The sequence below is a fragment of the Paraburkholderia sp. NMBU_R16 genome (genome assembly GCF_013282575.1).
GTDB lineage: Bacteria > Pseudomonadota > Gammaproteobacteria > Burkholderiales > Burkholderiaceae > Trinickia.
Genome location: NZ_JAAAYE010000057.1, coordinates 1 through 23,333 on the forward strand (window position 1 = coordinate 1; position 23,333 = coordinate 23,333).

A 23,333-nucleotide genomic window follows, 5' to 3' on the forward strand; every position below is an offset into this window, starting at 1 on the left:
CCGGCCTCGGCTTCCTTCAGAAACCCGATGATTTGCTCTTCCGTAAAACGCTTCTTCATGTTCGTCTTCTTCTCCGAAAACGAACTTTACTAGGTTCTGACTGGCCCGGTTTGTTGGGGGCAGGTCAATGAGCTGTCGTTCCCCGTTTTAGTCCCGCTGACCTGCCCCCGGTTTTAGTGCGAGGCCGCCGGCGCACTGGCCATTCACGTCACCAGCATTGATGTTCCAGACTTCTTCCGCCTGAGCAGTACGGACTTCTTCTTTGAGCCAAGAAATAAATGTACGAGCCGAGTCGGACAAAGGTTGACTCTCTGGATAGACCAAGTAATACCCGCGACGCGCACTTATTGCTGGACCGGGAAGCCGAACGATGGCTCCCGTTGTTATTGCGTCCATAACGAGCCATCTACGTGCGAGCGCAACGCCGTCGCCTCGTTCCACGGCTTGGATCAGCCGTAGCGAGTCTTCACAAGTTACCCCTTTGTTCGGAATCCGGCCCACCACGCCTGCACGCTTGAACCACTCTCCCCATTCATCGTAGGGGTTGAGCAACGGATATTGCAAGAGATGATTCGGCGACGACGGCAAGCCGTCGTATCCATTGATGCCCTTGGTCGCGGCTACCGGGAAAAGGCTCTCGTCGGCCAGCAATTCCGACGCATGCCCCTCCCATTTTCCGCTTCCAAAGCGAATTCCCAACGAGATCTGCTTGGCGGCGAGATTGAGCGGCGCGATAGTCGCAATCAAATCTACGCGAGTGTCAGGATGCCCGGAATGGAAGCTCTTCAGGCGCGACGCCAACCACCGTGAAGAGAACGACGGAAGTACGGTCACGGAAATATGGCCGGCTTGCTGGGTCGCTTCCTGCTTCAGCCTGCTGGTCGAGTCCGCGAGCAGCTTCAATGCCCCCGCCATCGCCAGTTGTAGTTCGCGACCTTGGGGCGTCAGCACGACCCGACGCCCGACACGCGCGAACAGCTCGACGCCCAATTCGGCTTCGAGTGCTCTGACTTGCCGCCCCACCGCGCCAGGCGTGAGAAACAATGCGTCGGCGGCGTCTCGGAAGCTCTGATGGCGCGCGGCGACTTCAAAGATTTGCAGATTGCGTAAAGAGGGGAGTTGCATTGGACCGATCGAATACTTTAACTCCTCGAACCGCAGCACATTTTTCGCTTTTTTTTGTGACTCGCCGGCGATAATATATTTCGAAAAATTCGCTATATGAAAATAGCATTTGCCTTTTATGCCCCGGCTTCGCATTTGTAGAAACTAATTGTAAGGAATTAAACCGGGCGAGTGCTCGCTGTTCGCCAACCATCCGAGACGAAATCCTTCGCGCGGAGATTTCCTCGCCTGCTGTGACGAGCGTAGAGCAGTCTGCCGCTCGAGCCTGACTTCCACCTGCGACAGGCTCTGTGCGGTTTGTTGTCCGACTTAATCCAACCCACTCTAACATCGAAAATCCGAACGTGTCGCACGAGCGAGATGAGCCCCCGATGAAATTCGCCCCTTTCGATTTGCTTCCAGCCCTTGTTCGGGCGACTACACATCTCCATTCAAATCAGACTGCCGTTATCTTTGAAAATGTCGAATATACATACCGCGATATAGATAGCGGCGTGAACCGTATTGCGGCGAAACTCCTCGATGCAGGTGTGGGTTCGGGCGATCTGGTGGCACTGCACGTTGAACGCTCCGTGCACATGCTGGCGGCCATGCTCGCCATTCATCGCGTCGGCGCCGCTTACGTGCCGCTCGATCCGGCTTATCCGCGCGACCGCATGAGTTACATCGTCCAAGACTCGGGCCTGCAGTGCTTGATCTACGACGGCGTGTTGAACATCGATGCGCCCGTTCGGCACACTCTCGATTTGAGCGACGCTTGGTTCCGCTCGAGTGAGTCCGTCGCCGCGCTCGACTCGGCGCCGGTGACGCCCGACGACCTCGCCTACGTAATCTATACGTCGGGATCGACGGGACGGCCGAAGGGCGTCAAGGTCCATCACGGCGCGGTGGCCAACTTCCTGCACAGCATGCGCAAACGGCCCGGTCTAGAGCCGACCGATACGTTGCTTGCCGTCACGACGCCGTCGTTCGACATCTCCGTGCTCGAACTCTTTTTGCCTCTGCTGACAGGCGGCAGGATTGTGCTGGCTTCGCGCGACGAAGTGGCCGATGGCGCACGTCTCGCAGAGTTGATCGAACGACACGCGGTCACGGTGATGCAGGCGACGCCGGCCACCTGGCGCATGCTGTTTATCGCCGGCTGGCAAGGCGCTCCGGCGCTCAAGGCATTGTGTGGCGGCGAGGCGCTGGACGCATCGCTCGCGAGCCGGCTTTTGCGCGCCACCGGGAGTCTCTGGAACATGTACGGCCCGACCGAAACGACGGTCTGGTCGACCTGCCATCGCGTCATGCCAGACGAACGATCGATCCCAGTCGGCACGCCCATCGACAACACCACGCTGCACGTGCTCGACGCCGACCTTGCTCCGGTCGCCAACGGCGAAACAGGCGAACTGTTTATCGGCGGTGCGGGCGTAGCCGTGGGCTATACCGATGACCCGCTGACGCAGGCTCGCTTCATCAAGGATCCGTTCTCCGGCGATCCGCACGCGCGCTTGTATCGAACCGGTGACCTCGCCTATTTTCTCGGCAGCGGCGAACTGGCGCTGAAAGGCCGCGCGGACGACCAGGTCAAAGTCAAAGGATTTCGGGTCGAACTCAACGACGTGCAGGAAAACCTGCTCGGCGTTGCCGGTGTGCAGCAGGCCGCGGTCATCGCAATCACGAACCCGGAAGGCGTGGCCGGCCTGACTGCCTTCGTCGTTCCGTCACACGATAGCGGACTAACGTCGGCATCGCTGAAGGCCGCGCTCGGCGCCCGGGTGCCAGACTACATGGTGCCCGCCCGTCTCGTGTTCGTACGCACTCTTCCGCTCACGCCGAACGGCAAAATCGATCGGAACGCGCTGAAAGCCCTCGATCACGAAGACGAACCCGCGGACGATCCGGAGCGCTTCCCGTACCGGACGCACAAGGAGCTGATCGTCGGCATCGTGCAGCATCTGCTGGGCGCGAAGACGGTCGAGACCGACACGAGCGTGTTCGACCTCGGTATCGATTCGCTGCAGGCCAATCGTCTCGTTGCCATGCTGGGAAAGCACGCGGCAATCAAGGTCAGTGTCGCGGCGCTCTTCGAGCATCCGACCATCGACGCTTTCGCTGCGTACATCGAGCGGCACGCTGCCGGACAGGCGCCGTCGGCGTCGTCGAAGCCCGCGTCGCGCCGTCGACGACGCCGTAGCGCCGGCGACGACGAGCGCATTGCCGTGATCGGCATGGCGGGACGCTTTCCGGGCGCCGATTCGGTCGACGACTTGTGGGACATCCTGGCAGCCGGGCGCGACAGCGTCACCCGTTTCTCGCCTGCGCAAGACGATCCGGGCATCACTGCCGACACAGTCAGCAGCGAACACTACGTGCGTGCTCGCGGGATGATCAAAGACCCAGATCGGTTCGACGCATCGCTGTTCGGGATCAGCCCGAATGACGCCCGCGTGATGGACCCGCAGCAACGGGTCTTCCTCGAGGTAGCCTGGGAAGCCATGGAGTCGGCCGGCTATGACGCGGATCGCTTCGACGGTGCGGTCGGCGTGTATGCCGGCATGGGCAACAATTTCTACTACCACTACAACGTATCGACCCATCCAGACCTGATCAGGATGGTCGGTGACGTGCAAGTTGAGATCGGTCGCGAGAAGGATCATGTCGCGACGCTGGTGTCGCACAAGCTGAACTTGACGGGACCGAGTCTGAGCATCAATACAGCGTGCTCGACGGGCCTTGTGGCCGTCGACAGCGCGGTGCACAGCTTGCTGAGCTACCAGTGCGACATGGCGCTCGCCGGTGCGATCGAACTGCGCACTCCGCAGATGACGGGGCAATTGCACGAACCGGGCGGCATATTCACACGCGATGGCAAGTGCCGGCCATTTTCGTCCGACGCGAGCGGCACCATGTTTTCGGACGGCGCGGGCGCCGTGGTGCTCAAGCGGCTGAGCGACGCCGTCGCGGACGGGGACACGATTCACGGCGTTATCATCGGCTCCGCCGTCAATCACGACGGCTTGCACAAGAAGAGCTATCTCGCGCCGAGCATCCCGGGCCAGGTGGACGTGATCTCGACGGCCCAGGAACGCGCGCAGATTTCGCCGGAATCGATCACATACATGGAAGCGCACGGCACCGCCACACCGGTGGGCGACCCGATCGAATTCGAAGCGCTCAGGAACGTGTTCGAAGCCGCCACCGCGAGAAAGAATTTTTGTGCGCTGGGCTCCGTCAAGGGCAATCTCGGCCACCCGACAACCGCGGCCGGCGTGGTCGGGCTGATTAAGGTCTGTCTCGCGCTGACTCACCGTAAGATCCCGCCGCTGGTCAACTTCAGCGATATCAATCCGAACATCGATATCGACAACAGCCCGTTTTACATCAATACCGATTTGCGTGACTGGCCCGCAGGCTCGACGCCTCGGCGCGCAGGTATCAGCTCCTTCGGCTTTTGCGGGACGAACGCGCATCTGATCGTCGAAGAAGCACCGCTACGCACCGCCGCAAACACCGCCACGCGAACGACGCGTCCGTACACGCTGCTGCCCTTCTCTGCCGACAGCGAGACCGCCTTGCGGGCACTCGCGTCGCGTGTCGCGGGACGCCAGGAGCACGTTTCGGCCGACGTCGGATACACGCTCGCCGTGGGCCGCCGGCGGCTCAAATCGAGGGCGTTCGAACTCCGGTGCCCGGACGGACGCAGCGCAGCCGACAGTTTTACGCTGGACCCGCAGGCGTCCTACCGCCGCGGCGGCCCGCGCGTCACGCGACCGCGGCTGGTGTTCGCGTTCCCTGGCCAGGGAACGCAGTATGTCGATATGGGTGCGAACCTGTATCGACACGAACCCGCCTTCCGCGCGGCGCTCGACGAGTGCTCGACGATTCTGCGGGAGCATCTCGGTGTGGATATGCGCGACGTGTTGTTCCTGCCCGCGGACGCAAATCGCGAAGCAGATCATGACGCGTTTCAGGCCCGCCTGAACCACACCCGCTTCACGCAGCCGGCTGTCTTCTGCATCGAATACGCGCTGGCGAAGACCCTGATGAGCTGGGGCATCAACGGGGATTTACTGGTGGGACACAGCATCGGCGAATTCGTCGCGGCTACGCTCGCTGGCGTATTTGCGCTTCCGGACGCGCTCCGGCTGATCGCAGCGAGAGGCCGCCTGATGAGCGAACTGCCGGTGGGCGGCATGCTATCTGTGCGCTTGCCGCATGAGCAACTATCGGAGAATCTCGACGCGTCGCTCTCCATCGCGGCGATCAACGCACCGAACCTCTGCGTGGTCGCCGGACCTCGCGTCGCGCTGGACGCGCTCAAGCAGACACTGGATGGACGGGGCGTGCGTTCGCAGCCGTTGCACACCTCGCACGCATTCCACTCTTCGATGATGGCACCTGCTGTCGCCCCGTTTCTGGAGATCCTGCGTGCGATGACGCTGCGCGCGCCGCGCGTGCAGATCGTGTCGACGGTGACAGGCCTGCCGATGACCGATGCCGAAGCGGTCGATCCGTTGTACTGGGCGAACCATTTGCAACTGCCGGTACGTTTCTCCGAAGCAGTGAGCACGCTTTGCAAAGACGACGACGTCGTGCTGCTCGAAGTCGGCCCACGCACCACGCTGTGCTCGCTGGCATCCATGCAGTTCAAGCGTGAAGCACGCCAGTTCGCGATCGCTGCGCTAGGGGATTCGGCAACGGATGACGCGGAGTCGCTCGCGCTCGCGAACGCGCTCGGCTATCTGTGGCTCGCCGGTTTCGAACTCGACTGGCCGGCATACTACGGCGAGGCAAGCCGTCGTGTCGAATTGCCCGCCTACCCGTTCGAGCGCAAGCGCTACTGGATCGATCCGGCAGCGACACTTCCTGCCGCTGCGTCAGGTGCGGCAGTGCCAGTTGCAGCCGTGAGTGCTGTGATCACGGTGAGCGCACAGCCTGGGGTAAGTGAGAGCGCGCCCGGCCACACCGCCGCGTCCAAAGAAGAACTGCTCGGCCAGCTCAAAGGCATTCTCGAAAGCATTTCCGGCGAACCCTATGACGATGCACTGCCGGCGACGTCGCTGTTCGAACTCGGCCTCGATTCGCTATTGCTGACACCGCTCACCTTCATGCTAAAGGAGACGTTCGGCGTGACCGTCACGTTCCGGCAACTCCTCGGAGAACTGTCCACGCTGGAATCGATTGTCGATTACATTGTTGAGCACGCCACTGCGCGGCTGCGTGGCGCGCAGGCGGCGGCCGTAGCGGGCGCCGTGGCCGGTCACGCCGACGCGGACGATCTTGCGTTGCAGCCTGCGCAGCAGATCGTCGTCGAGCGTGCGGCGCTGTGCACGGCCGCTTCGCTGGCTCATCGCGAGTCGGCGATCGTTACATTGACGGGTGCGGTCGATCGTGACGCACTCGCGCGCGCGATTCAGGATCTGTATGCGCGGCACGACGCGTTGCGCGCGACGATCGCGGGTTCCCCTGCACGACTGCGAATCGCCGACGAACTAGCTGGGTCCGTGCCGATCCGCTGGATCGACGGAAGCGACGCATCGCTGGAAGCGATCATCGCCGACGACGCACGCATGCCTTTCGCGCTCGCGACAGGCCCACTGGCCCGCTTCAGCGTGGTGACGCTCGGTGACGCACGGCTGATCGTTCTGATCTCGGCTCACGCAGCAATATGCGACGGCTGGTCGCTGGACGTGCTGATCGAACAGCTCGCGAAACGCTATAACGCCAACCTGTCGTCCGCGCCGGATACGGCAGCCAAGCCGTCGCAATGGCGCGACTTCGTGATGCAGCAGCGAGCGGATGCGTGTGGTCAACAATCGTCGGGCCCGGGTGCCGCTCTGCCGTCAGCCGGAAACGCGACGGCTATGATCGATGCGGACACCGCGCTGACCGCCGATGCATTTAATACAGTGCATCGAAGCCTCGACATCCCGGCGTCATTGACGCGCCTGATCCGATCCGTCGGCGCCCAGTACCAATGCAGTCCGTTCACGCTGCTGCTGGCGGCCACACAGCTCGCGCTGCTTTCGAACGACACCTCGCGTGAAGCGGCCATCGACATTCCGATGGCGGGCCAAAGCCTGCACCATCTTCCGACGCTCGTCGGCCAATGCACGAACTGGGTGGCGATCCACCGGCCGGCCGGCAATGACAACGCGATCAAGGCGTACCTGCTCGATCTGCAGCGAAACCTGCTCGACGCGCAGGAAAGCTGTCTCGCCATGTCTGGCCCGACGCGTGATCGCGAAGCCACGCCAAGTGTTGCGTTTATCCACACCAAGCGTATCAAGGCTGCGGACTTTGCGTTCACGGGCCTGCAGGCCGAATACGCATTGAATCGGCGAAGCCACCAATGGTACGACGTCGAGTTCCACGCGACGGAGTATCCGGACCACTTCGTGATCGATTGCTCGTGTCGCCTCGCCGGCTTCCCGGCGCAAGCGCTCGAACCTTTGCTGGCTGACTTCGGCAACGCGCTCGACATGTTGGTTTCTCAACCCGCGGAAGCGAGCGTGCCCGGCCTCGTCCACGCAGACGCACTTCGGGAGAAACAGCGCGCATCTGCGGGTGCGGCGACGCGGTTCGACGAGGACTGTGATCTCGAGGAGATTCTCTGATGCGCCTTAGAGACATTCTGTCGTTGGCCAACGCACGCGGCATCGTGTTATCGACCAAGAAAGGACGACTGTTCGCGAAGTCCTCGAACGGCCAGCCGCTCGACGGGGAGTTCCGCGCGATCCTGTCGGACAACAAGGCGGCCCTTCTCGAATGGCTCGGACACGATGCGCTGAACGACAGCAGCTTGTCCGAACTCGTCGACGCAGCGCTGCCTTCGCGCACCGCTCGCGGCTTCGCTTCGAGTACGCAGGCGCGGCTCTGGTATCTGGAGCAGGTGCTGGACGAACGCTGCCCGTACAACGAGCAACTTGAAATCGCGCTGCATGGGCCGCTGGATAGCGATGCGCTCCAGCAAACGCTCGATCTGCTCGTGATGCGCCATCAGGCGCTACGCTCCCGCTTCGTTCAGGACGCGCAGGGCCGCGTCGCTCTCGAAGTGACTCGGGCCGCCACGGCAGCGATCGCGTACGACGACCTGACGTTACACGCCGGCGCGGATATCGGGCAAGCAGCGGAGGCGATTGCACTGCAGGAGGGGCGTCGCCGCTTCGACCTTGCGCGCGACGCTCCGATCCGGTTTCGTCTGCTCCGGCTCGCGCCGCGAGAGCACCGCCTGTTGCTGACGTTGCATCACATCGTCATGGATGGCGCGTCGATGGCGGTCTTCTATGACGAACTCTCGATGGTCTATAGCGGTCTCGTGCGCGGCGCGCCCCCGCAACTTCCGCCGTTGCCGCTCGAGTATGCCGACTATTCGCGGTGCATGGAGCGCTGGCAGACCGGCGAAAATTGCCGCGCGTCACTCGACTTCTGGGCTTCGAAGCTCGCCGGCCTTTGCGGGCGAAAGACTGTGCCGCCCGACCACGAACGCAACGAAGTGGCAGGCTTTCGAGGCCACGTCGAACATTTTGAGGTGGACCCGGCGTTCAGCCGGCAACTGTCGCAACTCGCTGGCTCGGAAGGCGCGACGCTTTACATGGCGCTGCTCGCCGCATTCAAGATTCTGCTGGCGAGGTACACGGATGAAACCGATCTGGCGGTCGCGACGCCGGTGGCCAACCGGCCGCATCCGGACCTTGGCCGGCTATTCGGGCTGTTTGCGAACACGCTGGTGATCCGCTCGGAGCTGGACGCCGCGCTGACGTACCGGCAGGTGCTGGGCATCGTGAGCAATGTGGTGCTGGAAGCATTCGAGCACCAGCACGTCCCGTTCGATCAGATTATCGAGCGCATCAAGCCTGATCGGATCGGACTGGCGATGCCGCTGACGCAGGTCATGTTCGTGATGCAGCCCGCGACGCGGCGTCTCTCACTCGCGGACCTCGATGCTGAAGTGCGCGGTCCCAAACATTTGGGCTACGCGAAGTTCGACCTAACGCTCTCCGTGACCCGTGGGCCGAATGGCGCGCTAACCGGACACTGCGAATACGACGCCGACCTGTACGAGGCCTCGTCGATCAAGCGGCTGATTTCGCACTATGTCGCCCTGCTTCATTCGATCGTCGGCCATCCGGATGAAGCCATCGGCGCGCTGTCGCTGATGGGCGGGGAGGACCGGTCGGCGCTGTCGGCGGCGCAGCACTCGCCCCGAGCCGATGACCTGCCCGGCGGCTTCGTTTTCGAACTGTTCGAGCAGCAGGCGAGGCAGGCGCCGGCGCATCCGGCCATCATCTGCGGCGACCAGCATGTGTCGTACGGCGACGCCGTTGCGACGGTCAACCGGATCGCGAATTATCTCGTGCGAACCGGCGTGACGCCCGGCGCGCGTGTCGGTCTGCATCTGGACAAGTCCGCGGCGGCGGTACTGTGCCTGTTCGCGATCTGGAAGGCCGGTGCGATCTATGTACCGGTCGACCCGGCGTTGCCAGACGCGCGCGTACGCTACCTCGTCGACGATACCCGGATGGCCGTCCTGCTGACCGGCACGCCGGCGGTTGCCGCGCTGGCGCGCGACGGCACTCGGACGATCGTGCTCGATCACGCGTGGCCCGACATCGAAGCCCAGTCGCCGATGTATAAGCATCCATTGCCGTCGTCAACCGAATCGCTCGCGTACATCCTGTACACGTCGGGCACGACGGGCGAACCCAAAGGCGTGATGGTCCGGCACCGCAGTGTGACTCATCTCGCGCACGCCGCCGCGAAGCTGTACGGCATCGATTCCACGAGCCGGGTACTGCAGTTCACGTCGTTCAATTTCGACCCGTCGATCGAGCAGATCGTCGCAACCCTGAGCAGCGGCGGCACTCTCTTTCCGGTTTCGAAGCGGGACGTCATGCCCGGTCCGGAGCTTGCCGCGCTGATCCGCGAGCAGGCGATTACGCATGCCAACCTGACGCCCTCGGCGTTGGCCCTGCTGCCTGCCGACAATCTCCCGGCGCTGCGCTGCGTCATCTCCGGCGGCGAACGCTGTACGCAGGATCTGGTCCGGCGCTGGGCGCCCGGACGGCGGTTCCTCAATTGCTACGGACCGACCGAAGCCACGGTCACCGCGACCGCGGCACCGTGTTCACCGGACGACCGGCAGATGACGATTGGCCGCCCGCTCGAACACGTGGCCTGTTACGTGCTCGACGTAAAGCGTCAGCCCGTTCCCGCCGGCGTGATCGGCGAACTCTATATCGGCGGAACGGGTGTGGCTGCCGGCTACTGGCAGAGTCCCGAACTGACCGGGCAACGCTTCATCGCCAACCCGTTTGGCGGGCCTGGCACGTTGTACAAGACCGGCGACCTAGTCAAGCAACTTGCGGACGGGCGCATCGTGTTCGTCGGGCGTAAAGACGGGCAGGTCAAGATCCGCGGGCAGCGCGTCGAGCTGGGAGAAATCGAGGCTGCGCTCAATGACGCGAACGACGTCCTCGACAGCCGCGTGGTGGTTCGCGACCTCGCTCACCGCGGCGAGACCTTGATTGCTTACGCGCTGACGCATGATGGAGAGCCGCTCGACACAGCAGCGCTGCTTACCGCGCTGGAAGCGCGTCTGCCCGGTTACATGGTGCCAGCGGCCGTGGTCGTGTTACGTGAATTTCCGCTGACCGTGGCTGGAAAACTCGACCCCCGCGCGTTGCCGTTGCCCGATTTTCGCGCCGCCCGAAACAGCGTGGGTGCCGCGTTATTAGCACGCTCGGATACGGAAAAGCGCGTTGCTGACGTGTGGACCGAGGTGCTGGGTCAACAGATCGAGAATATCGACGACGACTTCTTCCGGCTCGGCGGTCATTCGCTTGCAGCGGTCCGTTTGGTCGCCCGTCTGAACGCGCACTTCGATGTCGAACTTCCATTGACGGCGTTGCTGGCAGCGCCGACCGTTCGCGGGATTGCGGAACAGCTCGCGTTACGGCAAGCACCGCACGGCGCATGGACGCCATTGGTGGCCCTCGAAAAGGGCGCCCATCGCATGCCGGTCTTTTGCGTGCATCCGGCCGGCGGAACAGTGTCCTGTTTCAAGGCGTTGGCCGCTTTATTCGGCGCTCAGGGCTACCCTGTGTTCGCTTTTCAGCCGCTCGGTTTCGAGGCGGGGCAAACGGCGCAGCGCTCCATCGGCGAGATGGCATCGTTCTACGTCGATCACCTCCTCGCGCAACACCCGCGCGGCCCTTACGCTCTGCTCGGCTACTCGGCGGGGGGGGCCGTCGCGTATGAAATGGCGCGGCGACTTACCGAAGCGAAGCGCAGCGTCAGCCTCGTGGGGCTCGTCGATACCTATCTGTTCGAGAACGACGCGACGTCCGAAACAACCGGCGAGGCCGACGACACCACGTGGCTGCTGCGCTGGTTAAGCGACGGCATCCATTCGGCACCGGACTGGGACGGCGACGCTATCACTGATTACGTCACGGACGTGTCGGCCGATGCGCGCTACGAGTCGGTGGTCCAGTTTGCCCGCGCGGCCGGCGCGTTCCCGGACGATCTGGATGGGGCATCGATCCGGCGAATGATCGATACCTACCGGGCGCATTGCCTCGCCATCGCTGGCTATCGGCCCACCGCGTGGCCGACGCCGCCGTTGCTATTGCTGCGCGCCGCGGAACCCGAATTCACTACGACAAACCGGCGCGGCGGCCGGCCGTGGCCGCGCGAGTCCGGCGCCGCATCTAGCGAACGCATTGTGCCGGGACGGCATGAAACGGTGCTCTCGATGCCTCACGTCGGCAAGATCGTCGAGGCGCTCATCGAATGCCTGACGCACGGAGCGCCGCAAGACCGGGTTCTGCCGCTCGTCGACGATGCGCAGACGGCGTGCGCATCGAATCAATAGGTTCGTGTACTTCAAGAAATTTCATAAAGGATTCGACAATGGGTGCAAGAAGGGGACACGAGGTTCTCGAACGATTCCGCGCACATCCCGCGCAAGTGTGGCACCGCGGCGTCCGCGTGCAGGACGTCACCGCGGAGCCGGGCCTCGCGAACGGAGTGCGCAGCCTCGCCGGCCTGTACGATTTTCAGTGGCAACAGGCGAGCGTGATGCTGGAAACCGATCCGCTGACCGATCAAAAGGTTGCGCGATCGTTTTCGATTCCGCGCACACAGACCGAGCTCGAGCGCGTCGGGGCGGCCATGCTGGGTTCGTCCGAATACAGCATGGGGATGATGGGGCGTGAGCCATCGTATCTGAACCGTGCGATGTCGGCCTACGCCGGTGCCGCCGAATTTTTCCGCGACGGCGATCGCGCTTACGGCGATAACGTGACGCAATATCATCGACATCTGCGCGCGAACGATCTTTCACTGACGCACACACTGTTGAATCCGCGACCCAATCGGCTGGCCGGTCCGGCTCGCCAGGCCGATCCGCTGCTGGCCGCGCACGTTCGCGAGGAACGCGACAACGGGCTCGTGATTCGCGGCGCGCGCATGCTCGCGACGCTGCCTTTGTCGGACGAACTGATGGTGTTCCCCGCCCGGCTTTCAGACGGCCCCGAGGAAAGCGCGCGATATGCCTTTGCCTTTGCGATTCCGACCGCCACGCCCGGCCTCAAATTCATCTGCCGGGACAGCGTCGACTACGGTTTCAACGGCTTCGACCATCCGCTTGGCTCACGCTTCGAAGAGATGGATGCTGTCGCGATATTCGACGACGTCTTAGTGCCGTGGGAAAGGGTCTTTTGCTATCGCGATGTAAACATCTGTAATGCTGTGGCGGTTCGTACCGGCGCGCTGGCACAGATGGCGTACCAGGTTGTGTGCAAAAACATCGCGAAGACGGAGTTCCTGCTCGGCCTTGCGTCGATGATGGTGGACGGTTCCGGGCTGGAGAGCTTCCAGCACATCCACGAAAAGATCGCCGAAGTGTGGGTCAATCTGACGACGCTCAAGGCGTTTAAGCGGGCTAGCGAATCCGATGCACAGGCCAACGAATATGGTGTCTTCACGCCAGCTTGGGATCCGCTCGACGCGTCACGCAATTTGTATCCCCGCCTCTATCCACGCATGGTCGAAATCATTCAGCAGATCGGAGCAAGCGGCCTTGTGGCGATGCCGACGCAGGCCGACCTGGACGGCGCTCTCGGCGACGAAATCCGTTATTACTATCAGTCCGCCCGGCTGGAAGCGAGCGAGCGCATTCCGCTCTACCGGCTTGCCTGGGATACCGCCGTGTCCGCGTTCGGATCGCGCCAGGTGCTCTACGAACGCTTTTTCTTCGGCGATCCGGTGCAGATGGCGAGCGCCATCTTCAAGGACAAGGACCGCTCGGGATCGATTGAAAAAGTTCGCCAGTTGCTCCAGGACTCGCACCGGTTTGGTCACTAACTTTTGCACACGAAGCTGGGAGTGTGCCTCCCACTTTCCTTCGCCTATCAAGTCGACGAGTCCATCTAATGAATGACACCGTAATTGACCCGCGCGGGGCAACGCACCCGGCACTCGTCAAAACACTCGGGAGCGCCGCGCTGCGAAAACAGTTTCTCGTTGAAAACGTGTTTGTCCGCGGCACGGTGAGTGCTACCTACTCAAACGAAGACCGTATGATCTTTGGCGGTATCATGCCGGAATCCGGACCGCTGACGTTGCCGCGTGCGCTGAGCGAGGCGTGCGGGACGGCATACTTTCTGCAACGGCGCGAACTCGGGCTTTTGAATCTCGGCGGCCCGGCGGCAGTGGATGTAGACGGGCGGCGCTTCGAGATCGGCGAATACGACGCCCTCTATGTTGGTGCGGGCGCGCGCGAGGTGCTTTTCAGCAGCGAAGACCCCGGGCGTCCGGCGAAGCTCTATTACGTGAGCGCCACCGCTCATCGGTCGTTTCGCACGAGAAAGGTTGCTCGGGACGAGGCATCGTCCGCCAGGCGAGGGGATCAGAAAAACAGCAATTGCAGAACCGTCCTCAGGTATCTGGCGCCCGAGATATTGCCGACATGCCAGTTGCTGATGGGCATCGTGGCGCTGGAGGAAGGCAATGTGTGGAGCCCCTTGCCGACGCATAGACACGGACGGCGCAGCGAGGTTTACCTGCACTATGGCCTCGAACCGGAGGCGGCGGTTATATTTCTGCTCGGCGAACCCGATGAAACACGGCATCTTATCGTTCGCGACGAACAAGCCGTGATCGTGCCTGGCTGGGCGGTGCACGCTGGGGTGGGGACGTCGAGCCACGGGGTGGTCTGGGCCATGGCGGGCGAAAACCTGGAAATCGGTGATATGGACTTCGTCCCGACCTCGCGACTGCGATGAAGGCGCGCGTTTTGTCGCGCCTGACGCAGGGCGGTACGTCAGCCCAAGGAGAGACAATGAAGCAGGAAAGTGATTTGCGATCTATCGCCCGCATCCTGATCGCAGCGAGTTTCGCGTCGTGCGTCGTACAACTCGACCTTACCATCGTCAACGTCGCATTGCCGCGCCTCGCCGAATTTTTCAGCGCGTCAATCTCCGGCCTGCAGTGGGTCGTCGACGGCTATACGCTCGGCTTCGCGGTGCTGCTGCTGTCCGCCGGCACGCTCGCGGACCGGTTTGGCTCCAGACGTGTGTTCATACTCGGGTTCGTAATTCTCGGCGCAACGTCGATCGCGATCGCTTTCTCGCGCTCTATCGTCGAACTGAATGTATTCAGGATCGCGCAAGGGATAGCCGCCGCGCTGCTCTTGCCGACGTCGCTCACCTTGCTGCGCAAAGCCTGCGACGGCAATGCCCGCTTACTGGCGCGCGCCCTCGGCATCTGGGCGGCGATCGGCGGCGCGTCACTTGCGGCCGGCCCGGTTGTCGGCGGTATGCTGCTGTCGGTCATTGGATGGCGCAGCGTTTTCCTGATCAATTTGCCGATCTGCGCAGTCGGTCTTATCATCGCGTACCGGGGCATCCCCGCACGAATGGACGAGGCGGGCTCGCGACAGCTGGATCTCAAAGGGCAACTGCTGATCGTACTCGCCCTCACGGGTCTGATCGGCTCAGCGATCGAATACCGGAGCCTCGGCTGGCATCATTCGTTGGTCTGGGGCGGGGCGTGTGTCGCCGTACTCTCGACATGCGCGTTCGTGTGGCTCGAACGGCGCATCGCGTTCCCGATGCTACCGCTCAAGTTGTTTCGCAACTCCAGATTCAGTTGTCCACTTGTTTTCGGCTTTCTGATCAACCTATCCTTTTCCGGTGTGCTCTTTGTGTTGAGCCTGTATCTGCAGAAGGCGCGAGGGTACTCAGCCGTCCATACCGGTCTCGCTTTCCTGCCGCTGACAGCCACCTTCATTTTTGCAAATCTTGCGGGTGGGAGGATCGCGGCATGGGTGGGGGCGAGAGTCGTGATGATCGGAGGTGCGCTAGTTGCAGGAGTGGGCTACGCGTCGTTGGGCTGGCTCGGACCCCACAGCGGTATTTGGCAAATGATCCCCGGATTCGTGCTGATTCCCGCAGGCATGGGCGCCGCGGTGCCGGCAATGACGGCGGTCTTGCTGTCCGACGTCGACGCGATGTCGGCCGGCATTGCCTCCGCGGTGCTGAGCACGGCCCGCCAAGTCGGCAGCGCGCTGGGTGTCGCGGCATTCGGCGTGATGGTCGGCGATGGCCTGAGTTCGGACATTCTCAACGGCATCAGCATGGTCATGTTGACGTCCGCGGCGCTATTGCTCATAGCCGCGCTGACTGCGAGCATCACGGCACCAGAGAAAGAGGAGCAATTGGCTAATGCTCGGACAGGAGCGTAAAAGCCAAGCAAGCGAATATTGTTGCGACGAGTCTACTCAGATAGCTGACCACTCGGCAGGCGAGCGATCGTTTTTTGCAGCTCATGACGACCGTACCGCGGTATTCGAATCGAGCGACTAGTGGCGCCTATTGCAACCAGAACCGGACTTCTACCGTGAAAGTAGCCAAAGCCGACGATTCGCTGTTGAAGAGGCTCAAGACAGACGGCCGTTTTGGTAACGCTGCACGCCATGCACATGTCGGTGCCCTTCCGTGCTCGCGTCGCCAGCGGCGGGAAGGCTCTGCTTACCGGATAGTAGCCGGCGGCACCTGGATCGGCGTCAGTGGCCACTCATCACTTATTATGCAAATAGATGGCTTAAGGCTGGTTGTCGTCGAGTGACAGCTCAGGCTTATGTTTTTATTGTTGTCGCCATTGAGCCCGATGCGCCCGCGGCCAGATAGCTATATCTATATAGCTATGCTATTATAGCTATATGGAACATCCCGACGATCTCTTGAGGCAGGCCACGCGCCTGCGTGGCCAAATATCGGGACTCACGCGGCGTTTGCGGCAGGAGGCGCAAGCCGATCCCGTCCAATTTTCGCAGTTGGTCGTCATGGGCGCGATCGATCGTCTGGGCGACGGCGTGAGCCCCACGGAGATCTGTGCCGCCGAGCGCATCCGTTCCTCGAATCTGGCCGTGCTGCTGCGCGAACTCGAATCGGCGGGCTACATCAAGCGTCAGGCCGATACGCTCGACCGGCGGCGCACCCGGTTGTCGTTGACGGCGAAGGGCCGGCGCGTGCTGCAAGGCAACCGCACACTACGGGGGAAATGGCTCGCGCAGGCCATGCTTCAAAGCCTCGACGCCCGGGAGCGCAGCGTCGTGCTCGAAGCGGGCGAACTGCTCGAGCGGCTCGCCCGCTTCGGTCGAGAAGGGGCCGCACCCGAAAGAGTTTCCCCACGGAAGGCACCCGCTTGAACTTCGTACGGATGGCGCCTCGCGACGCATTCAAGCATTGCGTGCATCGATTGCATTGATCGTATCGGCGAGGAGGAGGGCAGCAGATGGCAACGCATTCACGAGTGTCAGCAGCCGACGGGCGCGAAGTCGGCGTAGGCGAATTGTTCGTCGGCTTTCTCGGTCTCGGTCTGATCTCGTTCGGGGGCGCACTGCCGTTCGTACGCCGTGCCGTGGTGGAGCAGCGGCGCTGGCTCTCGTCCGAAGAGTTTATCGATCTGCTTGGCCTGTGCCAGTTTCTACCTGGCGGCAATGTCATCAATCTGTCGGTTGCGATCGGCATGCGCTTTCGCGGAGCCATGGGTGCGCTTGCTGCGATAACAGGCTTCATCGCCGTGCCTTCGTTGATCGTCATCGCGCTCGGCGTCGTCTACGCGAAAACGCAGCACGATCCCATCGTTCATCACATGTTCGGCGGTCTCGCCGCAGCGGCCGCGGGCCTGTTGATCGCCATGGCGATGAAGGTGGCCAAGCCGATTGTCCGCTCGCCCGAAGGCGTTTTCATCGCGGCGCTCATATTCGCGGCGATCGCGCTCGTGCGGCTGCCGCTTTTGCCGACCATGCTCGTGCTGACGCCACTGAGCATCGCTCTGGCATGGCGCCGGCAGCGCAGCGCGCTGAGCGCGCACAAGGAGACAGTGAAATGAGCGCGACGCTCGTCGCATTGGCGACCATCTTCTCCCAGCTCTCGCTGCTCGCTTTCGGCGGCGGCAACACGATCCTGCCCGAGATGCAGCGTCAGGTCGTCCAGGTGCATCACTGGATGAGCGCGGAACAGTTCACCGCACTCTTCGCGCTCGCCCAGGCTGCACCGGGCCCCAATATGATGATCGTGACGATGATCGGCTGGCATGTGGCCGGCTGGCCCGGCTTTATCGTCTCCACGCTGGCCAAGTTCGGACCGTCGTCGCTCGTCACGGCCGCATCGCTGCATGCCTGGGAGCGTTTCAAGGACCGCCCCTGGCGCCGGTACGTACAGTACGGTATGACACCGGTGACGGTCGGGCTCGTCGCGGCCAGCGCGGCATTGATCTCGCACGCGTCGAATCAGGCGGCGATTCAATGGGCGATCACGGCGGCGTGCGCCGCGCTCGCTTTTCGTACGCGCATCCATCCGTTATTGCTACTCGCCGCGGGCGCCGCGATCGGGGCCACCGGCTTCGGCCAGCTCTGAACGCACGGCCTCGCGCACCGTGCGCAGGCGAAAGCGTCATCGCACGGTACGCCGTGCGATATCGTCGAGCACCGATCGCTCGGCGAGCACCTCGTCGATCAACCCATACGCCTTCGCTGCATCCGCCGACATGAAGTTGTCGCGATCGGTGTCTTTCGCGATCTGCTCGATAGATTGACCTGTCCGTTCGGCCAGAACCTGATTGAGCCGCTCGCGCAGAAACAGGACTTCCTTCGCCTGGATTTCGATATCGGCGGCCGTTCCCTGGCTGCCGCCCGAGGGCTGATGAATCATGATGCGCGCGTTCGGTAGCGCGTAGCGCTTTCCTTTGGCGCCCGCGGCCAGCAAGAACGTCCCCATGCTGGCTGCGAACCCGGTGCAAAGCGTCGAGACCTGCGGCTTGATGAACTGCATGGTGTCGTAAATGGCGAGGCCGTCGTAGACCGAGCCGCCCGGCGAGTTGATGTAGAACGAGATATCCTTGTCCGGATTCTCCGATTCGAGAAACAGCAATTGCGCGACGATGAGGCTTGCGGTGTCCTCGTTGACGGGCCCCACGAGAAAAACGATGCGCTCGCGCAAAAGGCGCGAATAGATATCGTAGGCGCGCTCGCCGCGGCCCGTCGTTTCGATGACGGTCGGCACGAGCTGGCTGTAAGGATAAGGGGGACGATGTCCGGACATGGGGTTCCTCGCACGAATGATGTCGCGGGCATGCGCGGCATGCCCTTCGATCCTGTTGACGCACGGCGTGTCTCTATTGTGACAAGTCGGCCCGGCTCGTGCAGCCGCCCGCCGAATAAAAATGGGTTCGGCGGTTGTCACGTTTGCTCCCCGTCGATCGTCAATGAATAGGGGACACGGCGCTCACGCGCGAGAACGCACACTATTGCTGGAGCATGGACTCATGACGCATTCATCCATCGACAAGACCGCTGAATTCCAGCGCATGCGTGCGCGGCTCACCTCGATCGTGGCCCGCATGCTCGCAAGCCGGGCGGAAGCTGAGGATGTCGTCCAGGAAGTGTGGCTCAAATGGCAGGCGGCGGATGCGGCGGCACTGCATACGCCACCCGCTTGGTTGACGACGGTCGCCACGCGTCTCGCGCTCGACCGGCTGCGGCGCGTGGCTGCCGAGCGCGCCGCGCGCGAAAGCGAATGGATCGCCGAGCCGTGGCGCGACGAGTTCGCGCCATCGGCGGAGGAGGCGGCGTTGAAGGCTTCGTCGCTCGATGCGGGGTTGATGCTGCTCGTCGAACGCCTTTCCCCTGACGAGCGGGCTGCCTTCGTTCTTCACGAGGCGTTCGATTGCGACTATGCGTCCATTGCCGATGTCGTTGGCAAGACGCCCGCGCATTGCCGGCAGCTCGTGCACCGCGCGCGCGAACGTCTGCATCGTGAACCGGATCGCGCGGGGCGAAGGGGGGCGGACGAGCCGCGGCGCGGCACGCTCGATCGCCTGTCCGAAGCGCTCGAAACGGGCGATGTGGCGCTGGCAATGCAGGTTTTCACCACAACCGCAACTTTGACGATCGATGGGCGCGAGGCCTTGCGCGCGGACGCCGAAACGCCGATCGCTGCGGCCGCAACGACGGCGATGGCGCTCGTCGAGCAGAGCCGGGCGCTTTGCGGCGGCACCGTCTGTGCGCTTGCATTGGCGATCGACGGTGCGGGCTACCTTGCGCTGTCGGCGCAAGGCAAGATCGTTGCGCTCGTTGCCGTTTCGTTCGCGGGCATGGCGATCGGCCATGTGGAAATCAGCACCGATGGGGCGATCGTCGCCGCGATGAACCGCGCCTTCGGGCTGCATGCCGTCGAAGCATTGTTGGCTGCCGTTCGGCAGCACGCGTTTGCTGCCTTGCCCGTTGCTTGAACCGTCCGGCGACGGCAATCCCTCAGAGTCCGGTCGCTTCCCAGTTGATGTCGACGCACAGCACTTGCAAACCCTTCGCCGTTTGCGCGGCAATCGATGCGGTCACGCACAAGTGCGCTTCGTTGATGGACAGATAAGGCGCGGTCAGATGCGCGTGCCCGGGCGCGCGCACCGCCGCCGTGAAATAGGGCCGGCGTTCCCAGCTGGCGCCCTCCGAGTGCAGTAGCGGACTGAACCGCTTGGCACGGCGCGAAATGCGTCGCCCGAGCGGCACGAGGTTGTCTCCGATTTGCCGGCCCTGCGCATCGAGCAAAAACGTGCGAGCCGTTTCGGGCAACGCGAGTAGCGGCTGGGTGGCGTCCTCGAGCATCTCGCCCGCGACCAGGCGCGCGCACGCTTGGTCGAGCGCGGCCACATAGGGTGCGAGGCGTTCGGCTTGCAACCGCTCGCGCGCGCTGACGCGTTCGCGCAACGCGGCCGACAGCGCATCCATCGCGCTGGCGGCGATGCGCGGGTCCACCGGTTTCGTGCTCGGACCGGCGAAGTAGGCACCCTGCATGAAGTCGACGTTGCATTCGAGCGCGATCAACGCTTCGCGCTCGGTCGACAGTCCGCCCATCAGAACGAGTTGCCCCGATTCATGCAGCAGCGAGACCAGCCCCGGCAAGACGCGTTCGATGTGCGAATGCTCGCTCGCCTGCGCGAGGATCACGCGATCGAGCGTGACGATGTCGGGGCGCAGATGCCAGACGCGATCGATATTCGAATGTTTGGCGCCGAAGCCGCCCAGTGCGATAAGAAAGCCCGATTTGCGCAGCGAATCGACGATCTCCGCGAAGCGGCCGGTTTCGCCACCGGCCTGCTCGGGCACCTCGAGCACCACGCGTTGAGGCGGCAGGCCAAGTGCCTTCAGCCCGGCAAGCATCGCATCGCCGTAGCTCGTATCCATCAGCGCGGCGGGATGCAAGCTGAGAAACAGCCATTCGTCATTGGAGTCGAACGCGCTGAAGTTGCCCAGGTGCAGCGATTCGGCGAGCCGTCCGAGTTCGAGCAGATCGCCTCGCCGCGCTGCCTGCGTGAACACTTCGTGCGAGGGCACGTGCCGGTCGTCTTCGTCGTGCGCGCGCAGCGACGCGTGATAGCCGATCGCGCGGCGATGCGAGACGGAGAACACCGGTTGAAACACGCTGAACACGGTGTAGCTGCCGTATACGACTGTATGCTGCGTGCCTGCATCGCCCGCGACGGGGCGCGGCGGATGAAAGCCGGGAGGATCGAGATCGATCATGCTGTTTAGGAGAGCGTAACGGGGGCCGCTGAGCGGCGGCGCGATGCCAAAAGCATAGGAATTCTACTGTACGGCATGTGACAGCAAGAACTATGCGCAATGTCACACGTCCCCGTGTGCGCGGCTGGAGCGTGTGCCGGGGACGCGGCACAGGCCGGATTGCACTGGCGCGGTGCGGCGCATGCCCCGGCGTGGGTCGGGCCGGCCGCGCTCGTTCAAGGCAGCGACGCGCGCTCGGCCTCGCTTTCAGCCTCGCGATCGGACTCGAGTGTCATTGCGCGTTCGAAAAAAGCCCGCGCGCGCGGATCGTCGGCATAGGCCGCGTTGATGCGCAGCCACGGGCTCGTCTGGCCGTGCGGCCGAAAGTAGCTGCCCGGCGCCACCGTGACGCCGCACGACGATGCGCATTCGACGAGCCGCTGCGAATCGTCGATATGGGGTGTGCGTGCCCAGACGAACTTCCCGCCCACGGGCGCCGTAAAAAGCTGCCAGCCGCACGATTCGAGCGTGCGTGCCGCGGCGCCTAGCGCATCGGTCATGCGCCGGCGCAAGCGCTCGAGAAACTTGTGATACGCGCCGCGCTCGAGCATCGCGAGCGCGACCGCCTCCGCAAAGAGCGAACCGCCGACACTCGTCAGCACCTTGATGTCGGCCAGGTCTTTCACGGTCGCGCGATCGGCCACGATATAGCCGATGCGCAGCGAGGACGAAAGCGTCTTCGACAGCCCGCCGATATAGATGACCTGCTCGAGCCTGTCGAGCGCGGCGAGCCGGTCGCTCGTGCTGGATTGGAAGTCCGCGTAGATATCGTCTTCGATGATCTTGAAGTCGTATTCGCGAGCCAACTGCAGGAGCCGGAACGCGACCGAGGGCGCGACGACGGTGCCGGTCGGATTGTGAAATACGGAGTTCACGAAGAACGCACGTGGCCGATGACGGGCGAGCTCTTTTTCCAGCGTGTCGAGATCGGGGCCGGTAGCCGTGCGTGGGATGCCGACCATGTTGACGCCGTGCAACTTGAGGAGTCCGAACAGATTGTAGTAACCCGGGTCCTCGACGAACATCGTGTCGCCGGCTTTGAGCAGGTAGCGCACGAGCAGATCGACGGCCTGACTCGCCCCGCAAGTGATGAGCAATTGCGATGCATCGGCATGAATGCCGAGTTGAGCGATCCGCGCTTGCAGATGTTCGCGCAGCGCGGCGTTGCCGAGCGGCGTGGCATAGTCGACCGTCGCGAGGCGATCGGTGCGCGTGACGTGGCGGATGGCCTGCGCGATGCCTTCCATATCGCGCCAGGCTTCGGGGATGAAGCCGCTTGCGAGCTTGAGCGTCCCACCTGGATGGTGGAACTCCTCCATGATGTAGTTCGATTCGTCTTCGGCGCGGCGCGGATCCGAGGCACCGCCGCGCTCGAGCGCCGCATGACCGCGCGCGCTCACATAAAACCCCGAGCCATGCCGCGACTCGACATAGCCGAGCGAGACGAGCCTGTCATACGCCTCGATGACAGGAAAGCGGCTGATGCCGTATTCGGCTGCGAAGGCGCGGATCGACGGTAGCTTCGCACCCGCATGCGCTTCGCCCGACCGAATCCACGATTCCATGCCAGCGACGATCTGATCCGTGAGTGGCACGCCGTTATCGCGATCGAGTTGGAGCTTCATCGGCATTCCTCTTGTCGCCTGCCTGTCGAGTGTCCGATAGCAGCGACTGTTCGGTAATTCGACTGCACAGTTTTGTCAAAACTGTTCGGAACTGTGCATGTGATTGCCCTGACGTTATCGCAATAATGCAGTGACGGCAATGCTTGATGAAAGGGAGGCTGCGATGCGTGAAATCCGTATGTTCGAAATGGAAGAACACGAACCCGCGACCGTCTGGCGGGTCAGCCGCCCGCTCGTGATCAACGTGACGTCCGGGCAGCTTTGGCTGACCGTCGAGCACGATAGTGAGGACTACTGGCTCGAAGCGGGGCAGTCGTTCACGTTGGCGGCAGGCATGCGTGCCTGGGTCGGACCCAGTCGCGGAACTGTCCGCATGACGGTGACCGAGGCGGACCCCCATCGGCTGTCGAGCGAGCGTTCAGGGCGTAGCTGGCGGCCGCGGTGGTTGCAGGCCGCATAGCGGGCGC

Annotated in this window: 14 protein-coding genes; 10 read left to right on the top strand and 4 right to left on the bottom strand. The window is 62.9% G+C overall.

What is annotated here, in order from left to right:
- Positions 1 to 147: 147 nt before the first annotated feature.
- Positions 148 to 1,260: a LysR substrate-binding domain-containing protein gene (locus GWC77_RS22695; protein WP_173260513.1), complete on the bottom strand. Its 1,113-nt coding sequence runs from the start codon at positions 1,258 to 1,260 to the stop codon at positions 148 to 150.
- Positions 1,261 to 1,496: 236 nt separating this feature from the next.
- On the opposite strand from GWC77_RS22695, the gene GWC77_RS22700 reads away from it, so the two are divergent.
- The 8 genes from GWC77_RS22700 to GWC77_RS22735 all read left to right on the top strand — a co-directional run bounded on the left by GWC77_RS22700 (position 1,497) and on the right by GWC77_RS22735 (position 18,041).
- Positions 1,497 to 7,730, top strand: coding sequence for a non-ribosomal peptide synthetase/type I polyketide synthase (locus GWC77_RS22700; protein WP_254367098.1), 6,234 nt, complete (start codon positions 1,497 to 1,499; stop codon positions 7,728 to 7,730).
- On the top strand, positions 7,730 to 11,989 hold the full coding sequence (locus GWC77_RS22705; protein WP_173260517.1) for an amino acid adenylation domain-containing protein: 4,260 nt from the start codon (positions 7,730 to 7,732) through the stop codon (positions 11,987 to 11,989). The genes GWC77_RS22700 and GWC77_RS22705 overlap by 1 nt, the downstream gene beginning before the upstream one ends.
- Positions 11,990 to 12,027: 38 nt before the next feature.
- On the top strand, positions 12,028 to 13,482 hold the full coding sequence (hpaB, locus tag GWC77_RS22710) for a 4-hydroxyphenylacetate 3-monooxygenase, oxygenase component (RefSeq protein WP_173260519.1): 1,455 nt from the start codon (positions 12,028 to 12,030) through the stop codon (positions 13,480 to 13,482).
- A gap of 68 nt (positions 13,483 to 13,550) precedes the next feature.
- Positions 13,551 to 14,402 (top strand): 5-dehydro-4-deoxy-D-glucuronate isomerase, encoded by an 852-nt coding sequence (gene kduI / locus GWC77_RS22715; protein WP_173260521.1) that lies wholly within the window; start codon positions 13,551 to 13,553, stop codon positions 14,400 to 14,402.
- Between the two features lie 56 nt (positions 14,403 to 14,458).
- On the top strand, positions 14,459 to 15,862 hold the full coding sequence (locus GWC77_RS22720) for an MFS transporter (RefSeq protein WP_173260523.1): 1,404 nt from the start codon (positions 14,459 to 14,461) through the stop codon (positions 15,860 to 15,862).
- 477 nt (positions 15,863 to 16,339) lie between these two features.
- The gene (locus GWC77_RS22725) at positions 16,340 to 16,828 is read left to right on the top strand and encodes a MarR family winged helix-turn-helix transcriptional regulator (RefSeq protein WP_173260525.1); all 489 of its coding nucleotides are present in this window, start codon (positions 16,340 to 16,342) and stop codon (positions 16,826 to 16,828) included.
- 86 nt (positions 16,829 to 16,914) lie between these two features.
- Positions 16,915 to 17,514, top strand: a complete 600-nt coding sequence (locus GWC77_RS22730; protein ID WP_173260526.1) for a chromate transporter — start codon at positions 16,915 to 16,917, stop codon at positions 17,512 to 17,514.
- Positions 17,511 to 18,041: a chromate transporter gene (locus tag GWC77_RS22735; RefSeq protein WP_173260528.1), complete on the top strand. Its 531-nt coding sequence runs from the start codon at positions 17,511 to 17,513 to the stop codon at positions 18,039 to 18,041. Before GWC77_RS22730 ends, GWC77_RS22735 begins: the two co-directional genes overlap by 4 nt.
- 36 nt (positions 18,042 to 18,077) lie before the next feature.
- Here the strand turns inward: GWC77_RS22735 and clpP are convergent, their stop codons facing one another.
- Positions 18,078 to 18,725 carry an ATP-dependent Clp endopeptidase proteolytic subunit ClpP gene (gene clpP, locus GWC77_RS22740; protein ID WP_173260530.1) on the bottom strand — a complete coding sequence of 216 codons (648 nt, stop codon included), beginning with the start codon at positions 18,723 to 18,725 and terminating at the stop codon, positions 18,078 to 18,080.
- A 223-nt stretch (positions 18,726 to 18,948) separates the two neighbouring features.
- On the opposite strand from clpP, the gene GWC77_RS29695 reads away from it, so the two are divergent.
- Positions 18,949 to 19,914 (top strand): sigma-70 family RNA polymerase sigma factor, encoded by a 966-nt coding sequence (locus GWC77_RS29695; protein ID WP_254367099.1) that lies wholly within the window; start codon positions 18,949 to 18,951, stop codon positions 19,912 to 19,914.
- A 22-nt stretch (positions 19,915 to 19,936) separates the two neighbouring features.
- Here the strand turns inward: GWC77_RS29695 and GWC77_RS22750 are convergent, their stop codons facing one another.
- Positions 19,937 to 21,202, bottom strand: coding sequence for an EAL domain-containing protein (locus GWC77_RS22750; RefSeq protein WP_173260532.1), 1,266 nt, complete (start codon positions 21,200 to 21,202; stop codon positions 19,937 to 19,939).
- Between the two features lie 215 nt (positions 21,203 to 21,417).
- Positions 21,418 to 22,872: a PLP-dependent aminotransferase family protein gene (locus GWC77_RS22755; RefSeq protein WP_173260534.1), complete on the bottom strand. Its 1,455-nt coding sequence runs from the start codon at positions 22,870 to 22,872 to the stop codon at positions 21,418 to 21,420.
- Between the two features lie 157 nt (positions 22,873 to 23,029).
- On the opposite strand from GWC77_RS22755, the gene GWC77_RS22760 reads away from it, so the two are divergent.
- Complete coding sequence (locus GWC77_RS22760) at positions 23,030 to 23,326, top strand: DUF2917 domain-containing protein (protein WP_173260536.1); 297 nt, start codon at positions 23,030 to 23,032, stop codon at positions 23,324 to 23,326.
- The last annotated feature ends 7 nt before the right edge of the window (positions 23,327 to 23,333 follow it).

What these genes read in the sequence shown, in the direction of transcription:
- GWC77_RS22695 (WP_173260513.1), bottom strand. Translation starts at nt 1,260, where the DNA reads ATGCGAAGCCGGGGCATAAAAGGCAAATGCTATTTTCATATAGCGAAT.
- GWC77_RS22700 (WP_254367098.1), top strand. Translation starts at nt 1,497, where the DNA reads ATGAAATTCGCCCCTTTCGATTTGCTTCCAGCCCTTGTTCGGGCGACT.
- GWC77_RS22705 (WP_173260517.1), top strand. Translation starts at nt 7,730, where the DNA reads ATGCGCCTTAGAGACATTCTGTCGTTGGCCAACGCACGCGGCATCGTG.
- hpaB (WP_173260519.1), top strand. Translation starts at nt 12,028, where the DNA reads ATGGGTGCAAGAAGGGGACACGAGGTTCTCGAACGATTCCGCGCACAT.
- kduI (WP_173260521.1), top strand. Translation starts at nt 13,551, where the DNA reads ATGAATGACACCGTAATTGACCCGCGCGGGGCAACGCACCCGGCACTC.
- GWC77_RS22720 (WP_173260523.1), top strand. Translation starts at nt 14,459, where the DNA reads ATGAAGCAGGAAAGTGATTTGCGATCTATCGCCCGCATCCTGATCGCA.
- GWC77_RS22725 (WP_173260525.1), top strand. Translation starts at nt 16,340, where the DNA reads ATGGAACATCCCGACGATCTCTTGAGGCAGGCCACGCGCCTGCGTGGC.
- GWC77_RS22730 (WP_173260526.1), top strand. Translation starts at nt 16,915, where the DNA reads ATGGCAACGCATTCACGAGTGTCAGCAGCCGACGGGCGCGAAGTCGGC.
- GWC77_RS22735 (WP_173260528.1), top strand. Translation starts at nt 17,511, where the DNA reads ATGAGCGCGACGCTCGTCGCATTGGCGACCATCTTCTCCCAGCTCTCG.
- clpP (WP_173260530.1), bottom strand. Translation starts at nt 18,725, where the DNA reads ATGTCCGGACATCGTCCCCCTTATCCTTACAGCCAGCTCGTGCCGACC.
- GWC77_RS29695 (WP_254367099.1), top strand. Translation starts at nt 18,949, where the DNA reads ATGACGCATTCATCCATCGACAAGACCGCTGAATTCCAGCGCATGCGT.
- GWC77_RS22750 (WP_173260532.1), bottom strand. Translation starts at nt 21,202, where the DNA reads ATGATCGATCTCGATCCTCCCGGCTTTCATCCGCCGCGCCCCGTCGCG.
- GWC77_RS22755 (WP_173260534.1), bottom strand. Translation starts at nt 22,872, where the DNA reads ATGCCGATGAAGCTCCAACTCGATCGCGATAACGGCGTGCCACTCACG.
- GWC77_RS22760 (WP_173260536.1), top strand. Translation starts at nt 23,030, where the DNA reads ATGCGTGAAATCCGTATGTTCGAAATGGAAGAACACGAACCCGCGACC.